The sequence below is a fragment of the Arthrobacter sp. FW306-1B-G06A genome, from assembly GCF_058781765.1.
In genome coordinates, this window is the sequence record NZ_JBYSXB010000037.1 from 40,616 (window position 1) to 49,448 (window position 8,833).

9 protein-coding genes are annotated in these 8,833 nt (G+C 66.1%); 1 reads left to right on the plus strand and 8 read right to left on the minus strand.

What is annotated here, in order from left to right:
* Positions 1–3: 3 nt before the first annotated feature.
* Entirely contained in the window at positions 4–945 is a 942-nt protein-coding gene (locus AC3WJM_RS17850; RefSeq protein WP_284988751.1) for an EamA family transporter, read from the plus strand.
* Here AC3WJM_RS17850 and AC3WJM_RS17855 read toward each other — a convergent pair.
* The 8 genes from AC3WJM_RS17855 to AC3WJM_RS17890 all read right to left on the minus strand — a co-directional run.
* Positions 918–1,508 carry a hypothetical protein gene (locus AC3WJM_RS17855; RefSeq protein WP_332602385.1) on the minus strand — a complete coding sequence of 197 codons (591 nt, stop codon included), beginning with the start codon at positions 1,506–1,508 and terminating at the stop codon, positions 918–920. The genes AC3WJM_RS17850 and AC3WJM_RS17855 overlap by 28 nt on opposite strands.
* Before the next feature lie 62 nt (positions 1,509–1,570).
* A complete protein-coding gene (locus AC3WJM_RS17860) occupies positions 1,571–2,203 on the minus strand; it encodes a TetR/AcrR family transcriptional regulator (RefSeq protein ID WP_284988753.1) in 633 nt (210 codons plus the stop codon).
* Positions 2,200–4,236: a YhgE/Pip family protein gene (locus tag AC3WJM_RS17865; RefSeq protein ID WP_492272531.1), complete on the minus strand. Its 2,037-nt coding sequence runs from the start codon at positions 4,234–4,236 to the stop codon at positions 2,200–2,202. Before AC3WJM_RS17865 ends, AC3WJM_RS17860 begins: the two co-directional genes overlap by 4 nt.
* Positions 4,233–4,940, minus strand: a complete 708-nt coding sequence (locus AC3WJM_RS17870) for an ABC transporter ATP-binding protein (protein ID WP_307053120.1) — start codon at positions 4,938–4,940, stop codon at positions 4,233–4,235. The genes AC3WJM_RS17865 and AC3WJM_RS17870 overlap by 4 nt, the downstream gene beginning before the upstream one ends.
* Before the next feature lie 89 nt (positions 4,941–5,029).
* Complete coding sequence (locus AC3WJM_RS17875; protein WP_492272532.1) at positions 5,030–5,626, minus strand: alpha/beta fold hydrolase; 597 nt, start codon at positions 5,624–5,626, stop codon at positions 5,030–5,032.
* 56 nt (positions 5,627–5,682) lie between these two features.
* Positions 5,683–7,143: a dihydrolipoyl dehydrogenase family protein gene (locus AC3WJM_RS17880; RefSeq protein ID WP_492272533.1), complete on the minus strand. Its 1,461-nt coding sequence runs from the start codon at positions 7,141–7,143 to the stop codon at positions 5,683–5,685.
* Between the two features lie 61 nt (positions 7,144–7,204).
* The gene (locus tag AC3WJM_RS17885; RefSeq protein ID WP_492272534.1) at positions 7,205–7,891 is read right to left on the minus strand and encodes an N-acetylmannosamine-6-phosphate 2-epimerase; all 687 of its coding nucleotides are present in this window, start codon (positions 7,889–7,891) and stop codon (positions 7,205–7,207) included.
* 36 nt (positions 7,892–7,927) lie between these two features.
* Positions 7,928–8,833: ROK family protein (locus tag AC3WJM_RS17890; protein ID WP_492272535.1), on the minus strand; the 906-nt coding region annotated here is incomplete at its 5' end.

Below are 8,833 nucleotides of genomic sequence, written 5' to 3' on the forward strand. Positions count from 1 at the left end.
ATCGTGAATATCCGCCACTCAGCACTCGCCGTCCTTGTCGCCGTCCTTTGGGGCCTGAATTTCGTCGCGATCGACTTTGGATTGCACCCCGGTAACGGGAGCGGTGGCGCGGCCGACGTGCCGCCTCTACTGTTCGTGGCCATCCGCTTTGTGCTGGTGGTGTTCCCCTGCATCTTCTTCGTCCGCAAACCGGACGTCAGCTGGAAGGCGATCATCGGCGTCGGGCTCTTCATGAGCGCCGGGCAGTTTGGCCTCCTCTACCTGGGCATGGCGCTCGGCATGCCTGCAGGACTTGCCTCGCTGGTCCTGCAGGCTCAAGTGCTCCTGACGGTGCTGTTGGCGGCCCGCTTCCTGGGGGAGCGGCCGAGCAAGCGGCAACTGACAGGGGTTGTGCTGGGTGTCGCCGGGCTAGCGCTGGTGGCGGTGGGTCGAAGCTTGGTGGCCCCCGTGGTGCCGCTCATGATCGTGCTCGCCGCCGCCTTGTCCTGGGCCGCGGGCAACATCATCGCCCGCAAAGCCAAGGCGGCCTCGGGACTGGGGCTGGTGGTCTGGTCCGGGGCCGTGGTCCCCTTGCCCCTCGCGGCCCTGTCGCTCATCGTCGACGGCCCGGCAGCCGTCGTCGGGACCCTCACCAACCTTCAGCCGGCCACCATCCTGAGCGCCTTGTATACCGCCATTTTCGCGTCGCTGGTGGGCTACGGCATCTGGAACCGGCTGCTCAGCCTGTACCCGAGCTCGGCCGTGGTGCCTTTCACGTTGTTGGTCCCGGTGGTGGGAATGACCGCCGCGTGGCTGCTCATCTCAGAGGTCCCGACGACGGCGGAACTGGCCGGCGGGCTCCTCCTGCTGGGCGGCGTCGCGACTGCCGTGCTGCAACGGCGCGAGAAGCCTGGGGACCTGGCGGCGGCCGAAGTACGTCAGCGCTTGGGGGCCGGCTTGCGCTGAGGGGCGGATCCCGACGTCGGGCGCTTGGCGGGGGTGCGTGGTGCAGGGCGCTTCACAGTTCCCGACGCCGGACGGGCCGCCGGTCGCTGGGCGGTCCTGCCGGGTGCCGGGGAAGGCCGCGAAGCAGGCCGGGGCGCGGGCCGCCGGGCAGCCGGACGGGCCACTGCCTTCGCACGGCGCGATGGCCATACCGCCCCCACGAACAAGATCAGCAGGGAGCTGCAGCCGGCAAGCGCGGCGAGGTAGAAATAGATGTCCGAGTCCTTGGTGCTCACCGCGCTGCCCAGGGCGTTCTCGTCCTGGTTGAAGGCGAGGCCCCACATGCGCAGGAACGCGATTCCGAACGCGATGAACAGGATCGTCGAGATGGCCCCGAGAACCAGCATGAAGTACCTGCGACGGGTGAAAACCTCGGCGACGCACGCCAGGTAGCCGATCGCCAGGGCCCCCAGGAAGATGTACATCACGGTTTCGTCAAGGGTGATGGCCAGGAGCACCAGCAAACCAGCAGACACCACAGCAGAGATAATCGCAAGCTTTCCGCTGTTCCCCATGTGACGCATGGGATTAATCATCCCTGACCCGCGGCAGCGCCGCGCCCCAAGACGCGGCAGTTGCCATACCGTTACCGCAGTACGTAGCCCCGCATGATGGTCATGAGGGCCGCTATGCTCTGCTCGCGGGTGCGCTCGGGGTTGTACGTCTGCCGGTCAAGGCCCACCACGAAGATCGCTCCGAACATCGCCGCCTCGAGGCTACCCCGGGCAATCCCCGTATCCACCGTGTACGTGGTGGCGACCTTTTCGATCGCCGCGCCGATCACGGCCAACAGCTCGCTGCGGAGCTCGACGAAGAGCTTGCCCCATTCGCTGGGCGTCCGCCAGTTCTCGCTGATCCAGAGCCGAGCGAAGGACGGGTAGTCGTCCATGAAGTCCATGGCTTGCCCGAGCATGGCCTCCATCGCCTCGAGCGGATCGGCGTGCAGGCCTTCAATCGTCTGGAGCCGGCCGAGCATGATGTCGACGCCGTGGCGCAGCAACTGGGCGATCAGATCGGACTTGCTGCCGAAATTGTAATAGACCGTTCCCTTGGACACCCCGGCTGCGGCCGCGATCTCGTCCACCGTCACGCCCGCTGCGCCACGCTCGCCGATCAGCTCCATCGAAGCGTCGAAAAGGCGCTGCTTGGTCGCGTTGGTGCGGGCCGGGCGGAGCTTCTTCTCCGGGAGCCCCGAGACATCCGGCTCTTGCATGCTCATACCGCGATCTCCGGCTTCAGGGTCTTGAGGGTCCAGAACTTGTGCTTACGGACGGCCAGCGTGGATAGCGCGGCCCCCAGCACAGTGTAGCCAAGCAGTCCCAGGACAATCGGCCAGATCATGGACAAGTCGCCGCCGTAGATCAGGTGCCGCATGCCGGTCACTACGTAGCCCATTGGCATGATCTCGTGCACCACGTGCAGAGGCATGGGGGTGGTTTGCCAAGGGAACGTTCCGCCGGAAGACACCAGCTGCAGGACCAGCAGGATCAGCACCACGAACTTTCCAGGAGTCCCGAGCAAAGCCACGATGCCCTGGATGAGGGCCGTGAACGCCATGACCGCTGCCAGCATGAACAACCACATCGCCACCGGGTGAGCCGCGTTGAGTCCCAGCCCCAGGTTCACCACGAGGGTGAGGATACTGGCCTGCAGCACGGACACCACGAAGAACGGGAGCCAGCCGCCGACGGCGATTTTCCATGACGGCGCGTTCGACGCCAAGGCCCGCTGGGTGATGGGACGCATAGCCTGGACCAGCATGAACACGCCGATCCAGAGGGACAGTGTCAGGAAGAACGGGGCCAGGCCCGCGCCGTAGGACCCTGCCTTGGCCTGCGATACGTTGTTGACGGCCACAGGATCCGCGATCACTTTGGACACCTCGCTCTTTTGGGCGTCGTTCGGGTTCGGGACCTTGCCTGCGCCCTTCGCCAACTCGCTCGCCAAGGTGCGGGATCCGTCAGCGGCGCTTGCAGCACCAGTGGCAAGCTGCGCCGCGCCGTCGTCGAGCTTTGCGGCGCCGTCCGCGAGGGCCGCCGTGCCGTTGACGGCGGACTGTTCGCCAGCGGCGAGCGTGGAGGCTCCAGAACTGAGCTGGTCCGCGCCTGCCGAGGCCTGGCCGATGGCGCCCGTCAGCGCCGGGGTAGCGCCCGCAAGCTTGGCGGCGCCGGCACTGACCGCGGCCGATCCGTTGGAAAGCTGCTGGATCTGCGCGGCATCCGCCGAGATCTTGGCTTTGGCGTCGGTGACCGGAGCGGACGCGGCGGCCGTGTCGAAGTCGGCCAGGATCTTGTTCGCCTGGTCCTGGGTGATGACCCCTGCGGACACGAGCCTCGCGTTGGAGGCCACCACGCGGTCCCGCGCCCCGGCGTCGAACGCCGAAAGCTGCCCGACGACGTCCTGGACTTTCGCGTTCAGCTGTGCGTTTCCGGCGGCTACTTGGGCGGCGCCGTCGGCAAGCTTCTGGGAGTCTGCCGGGAGGGACGCGGTCTTGTTCTTCAGCTCCGTGAGGCCCGCGCTGAGCTGCCCGGCACCGCCGTTCAGTTGATTGGCGCCGTCGCGCAGCTTGTTTTGGCCCGCCAGGAGCTCGGACGCACCGCTGCTGAGCTTGCTGGTGCCGTCGTGAAGGGCGGCCGCGCCGTCGCTGAGCTTCCCGACGCCGTCGGCAAGTTGGGAGGCGCCGTCGGACGCCTTGACGATCGAAGCGTGGATCGTGCCGAAGCCTGTGAGGAGTTGGTTGGCGGTTTCCTCGCCTACTTCCTTGGCCACAGTGGAGTGCACCGCGGTGGTGAGTTTGTCCACGATGGTGCTGAGGAGGTAGTTGTTCGCGTCATTGGTGGTGACGTTGAGCATCGCCTGGTTGGCCGCATTGAAACTGCCCGGTGAGACCAGGTTGGCCGAGAAGTCCTTCGGGATCTTCAGGGCGAAGGCGTACTTGCCGGATTCAACGCCGGCATCGGCTTCGGCCGTGGTGGTCACCCGCTGCCAGTTGAACACGTGGCTCTCCACGAGGCTGTCGGCAACCTTCTGGCCAGCCTGCAGCTCCGGGCCGCTTGCCGGCTGGGCTCCCGCGTCCTCGACGACCAAAGCGGCGTCGATCTGGTTGAGGTTGCCGTAAGGATCCCAGTTCGCGTAAAGGTACACGGCCCCGTAGAGGAGGGGCACCATGGTCAGGGCGAGGATGGTCAGCTTGGGCAGGAGCCCGCCGGTCATGCGCTTGAGTTCGGAGCGGGCCAGCCGCAGAACAGTCACTTTGCGGTCCTTTGCAGGGTTTCGGGTACTTCTTCGGGATCTTCTTGCGCGGCTTCCGCGGGTTCGGCGGGTGCCGTGTGCGTGACCGAGTTGCCGATCACGGCGGCCGGGCCGTCCCAGCCGTCCGGAAGGGCAGAGACGACGGCGACGACGGCGAGCGGCCGCCCGGCGTCGTACGCCAATTGCTCAAGCCGGGGGAGCCAGTCCGCAGTGTTGGCGCTGTGCCGGTCCGGGGAATCGAGCACCAAGAGGTCGAGGGCAGGGTCCGCGAGGGCCAGGGCGGTCAGCAGTTCAAGGCGGCGGTCCGCAGGGAGTTGCTCGATCCACAGCCCGGCGATGTCTTCGAAGCGGTTGATCTTGAGCCACGGCTTGCTGAGGAGCGCGCCGCGGTAACGGCGGGGGATGAGGGAGAGGTCTTCGGTGACGAGGTCGCGGACGCTCAGATGCTGCTCCGGCTCGTTGACACCCGGAGCGTCAATCAGGGCGCTCGCAGCCCGGAGCTTCTTGGTTTTCGCCGAGTTGTCCCAGCTCAGGAGGCCTTTGCTGGTCTTCATCCGGCCGCTCAGAGCAAGTGCCAAGGCCGTGCGCTGGTCCTGACCGTCGCCGCTGACAAGGAGGAGCTCGCCGCGCCTGGCTTCGAGGGAAGTGGGAGGCAGGAGATCGTCCCGGCGGCCGTCGATCTGGAGTTGCTGTGCAGACAGCACAATTGGACCTTTCGCAGAACTTGTTATCTGCTCCAATCGTAACTGAACTGACCAGTCAGTTCAAATAGATCCCTTCGCCTCCTGGGAACCTAGCTGTCTGTTTGCCTTGCACGGCGAATTGGCATGAACGTGCGCGGCGGCTCCGCCGCGGCCAGAAAGTTGCTTATTAGGCCGGCGACTGTTTCAGGCTGTTCCAGTGGAAGCCCATGCGATGCGCCCGGAACGACCGCAAGTTGGCCTTCGGGCAAGGCTTCGTAGAGCGAGAGAGTGTGGGGCAAGGTGACCACGTCGTCGTCGCCGACGATGACGAGCACCGGCTGGTTAATTTGCGCGATGTCGGTGGTGGTGAGTGTCGGCTCCGTGGTGAACATCGCGACACTCTTGCCAAAGACGACATCCAAGTGTTCGGGCCCATCCGGAGACCGCTCGATGTAGGCCCTGCCCAGTTCCTGCGCCATGGGCGATTGGGGGTCCAAGTCGAAGAGCACCGTGCCGTTGTAGTGGTAATTGGTACCAATGACTACAAGCTTTTGCACCAGTTCGGGTCGCCGGAGAGCGACGAGGAGGGCAACGATCCCGCCGTCACTCCACCCCACCAGATGGGCAGGGCGGTTCGCCGGGACCGCCCAGGTCTTCCACCCAGGTTGGGTGTCCGTCAATGTCGAGGTGCTTGGCCATGCGGCCATTCTCCTCCCGCGTTCCCGACGCCACAACGGTTCGTCGACCGGCGGCGGCCAGGGGGTCAGAGTCCGTACTTCTCCAACAGGCGCAGCCACACCTCGCTGATGGTGGGGAACGACGGCACGGCATGCCACAGCCGGTCCAACGGCACTTCGCCCACAATCGCGATGGTGGCGCCGTGCAAAAGCTCGGCCACTCCGGGCCCGGCAAACGTCGCGCCCAGCACCACCTTCCGGTCCTCGTCCACCACCAGTTGTGCCCAGCCTTGGTAATTTTCCGAATGCAGCTGGGAGCCGGACACATTGATGGGGAGCTCAACCGAGCTTGCGTTAATGCCCTTTTGCAGCGCCTGCTTGAGGCTCGGTCCCACGGATGCCACTTCCGGATCCGTGAAGACCACGCTGGGGATCGCATATTCGTCGGCCGTCTTCGCGAGGGCGCTCCATGCCTTCGGGGTGCCGTGGAGGGTTCCTTTGGCACGGGCCACGATGGCGTCGCCGGTTGCCCTGGCCTCGTACTTGCCCTGATGGGTGAGGAATACCGATCCTGCGGCATCGCCGGCCGCGTAAAGCCATAGCCCGCTCGTGCCGTCGCTGGCGGCGCCCTCAACCAAGCCGCTCGAGTCCGTGGTGAGGCGCAATGGCTTGCCTTCTTCGGCGTCGAGCCCTACGTTTTCGAGTCCCAAATTATCAAGGGAAGGCCGACGACCTGTGGCCACCAGCAACTGGTCAGAGTTCAAGACCGTCCCGTCGCCGAGAGTGACGCTGAAGGCATGGTCCGGCTCGTGTTCGACCCGCGTGGTGTCGGTCCCGAGGTGCAGATCGACGCCGTCGGCCCGCAGTCCCGCAGCGACCAAATCGGCGGCTTCCTCGGGGAACGCGCTCAAGAGTCGGCCTCGGGCAACGATCGAAACCGACGAGCCTAGGCGGGCGAAAGCCTGGGCAAGTTCGACGCTGGCGACCCCTCCGCCCAGCACGATGAACCGTTTAGGGATTTGCCGCACGGAGGTGGCCCCGCGGGTTGTCCAGTAGGGGACGTTGCGCAAGCCGTCGATTTTCGGGATGAGCGGTGTGGATCCGGAGGCCACCACCACGGCGTGATGGGCTTTGAGCGAGTAGCTGGTGCCGTCCTTGCCATCCACTTGGACTTCACGCGGGCCGGTGATGCGTGCCCGGCCCCGGATGAGTTCGATGCCGGTGTCCACGAGCCACTGGACCGCGCCGTCGTCCTGCCATTTGTTGGTGAAGTAGTCACGGTATTTCAGGACCGGTGCGGGATCCAGGACCTTCGTGACGGCGTCCGACGCTCCGGGCACTGATTGTGCCGTGTGCAGGGCGGTTCCCGGCCGAAGGAGCGCTTTGGACGGTATGCAGGCCCAGTAGGAGCACTCCCCGCCGACGAGCTCAGCCTCCACAATTGCGCAGGTGAGGCCGCCCCGGACCACCCGGTCTGCAACGTTTTCCCCCACAGTCCCGGCGCCGATCACGATGACATCGAATTCCCGGATATTCTCCTCAGCCATGGGAGAAGCCTACGCCCGGACACAGGCCGGGATGAGGGATCCGGCGACGGATTCTGCCGGGTCAGGTGTCCATCGCGCCTTTGAACCAGCCGGTGATGCTCGCCGGATGCGTGATGGCAGTGCCGACGACGACGGCGAACGCCCCGGCGTCGAGGGCCTGGCGGGCCTGTGCCGGGGTATGGATGCGGCCCTCGGCGATGAGCGGCTTGCCCAGCCCAGCGCCGGCGATCTCCGCGAGAAGCTCAAGATCGGGGCCGTCAGTCTTGGGACGGTCCCCGCTGTACCCGGCCAAGGTGGTGCCGATCAGGTCAGCACCGGCGTCGACGGCGGCCGCCGCATCGGCGTAGGAACCGCAGTCAGCCATGACCAAGGCGTGCGATTCGGCGTGGATTCCGTCAATGGTTCGCTTGAGAGACAAGCCATCGGGACGCGCGCGTCGCGTTCCGTCGATGGCCACGACGTGGGCGCCGGCATTCGCGACGGCGAGGGCGTGCCGGAGCGTCGGGGTGATGAAAACGCCGTCGTGCCCGTCCTTCCAGAGCCCGATCACCGGGACCTCCACAGCTGCGCGGGTGAATTGGACGTCCGCAAGGCCCTGTACGCGGACTGCGGCGGCTCCACCGATAACGGCCGACGCCGCCACCTGGCCGGTGGTCCGGGGATCGCGCATGGGTTCGGCCGGGTAGGCCTGGCAGGACACGATCAACTGCGAGCGGAGGGCTTCGAGGCCATCGGGGGTCAGGATCATGGGGTTCTCCTTGCGAGGGGTTCGGGTGTTCGGGTGTCAGTTCAGGACGAGTTTGGCCGCGCCCACAATGGCCGCGGTATTGCCTAGCGCCGCGCGAAGCACGGGAATGTCGGCAAGCGGGGCCATGAGCTCCTTGCGCAGGGCGCGTTCCATGGGTTTCCACCAGAAATCTCCCGCATCCGCCAAACCCCCGGAAACCACCACCGTCTCCGGGTCGAGGATGTTGACGAGCCCGCCGATCGCCTGCCCCGCAGCACCCGCGCCCGCCCCGATGGCTTTGATGGCGGCAGTACCGTCGGCCGAATCGGCACGATCGCCGTCGTGCACCAAGGCAAACACCGCACGAGTGTCCGGGACCTCGGGGGAGCCGCCGAAACGGACGAAGGATTCGTGGATGGCCGGGCCGGAAGCGATCGCCTCGACGTGGCCCGAGCCGCCGCACACACACGGGAGGGCCTTGCCCTCGTGATAGGCGTACGGCGACGCAAAATGCCCCACGTGCCCACCCACATAGTGGTGCCCCAAAACAGGAGCGCCGTCCAGCACAAAGCTGCCGCCCACACCCGTACCGAAAGCTACCATGAGCGAACTCGAAGACCCGGCAGCCGCCCCACGCCACGCCTCACCCAGAGCATGCGCATGCACATCGTTGACGGCACTCACCGACCCCCGAGGCAAACCCAGGAGCTGCGCCAACCCCGCCGTCAATCCGGTCCCGGCCCACCCCAGGATCGCATCAGTCGCCGAAACCACCTCGCCATTCACGGCATCGATGACCCCGGCCGAACCCACGCCAACACGCACGACGTCGATTCCCGCACCCGCCGCCCGCCGCATGAGCCGCCCCACGAGCGCCGCAGTTGCCCGCAAAATAGCGTCGCCCCCGTCCCGATTCAGCGTAGGAATCTGCTCCGAAAACAACACCTCCCCATCGGCCCCCAC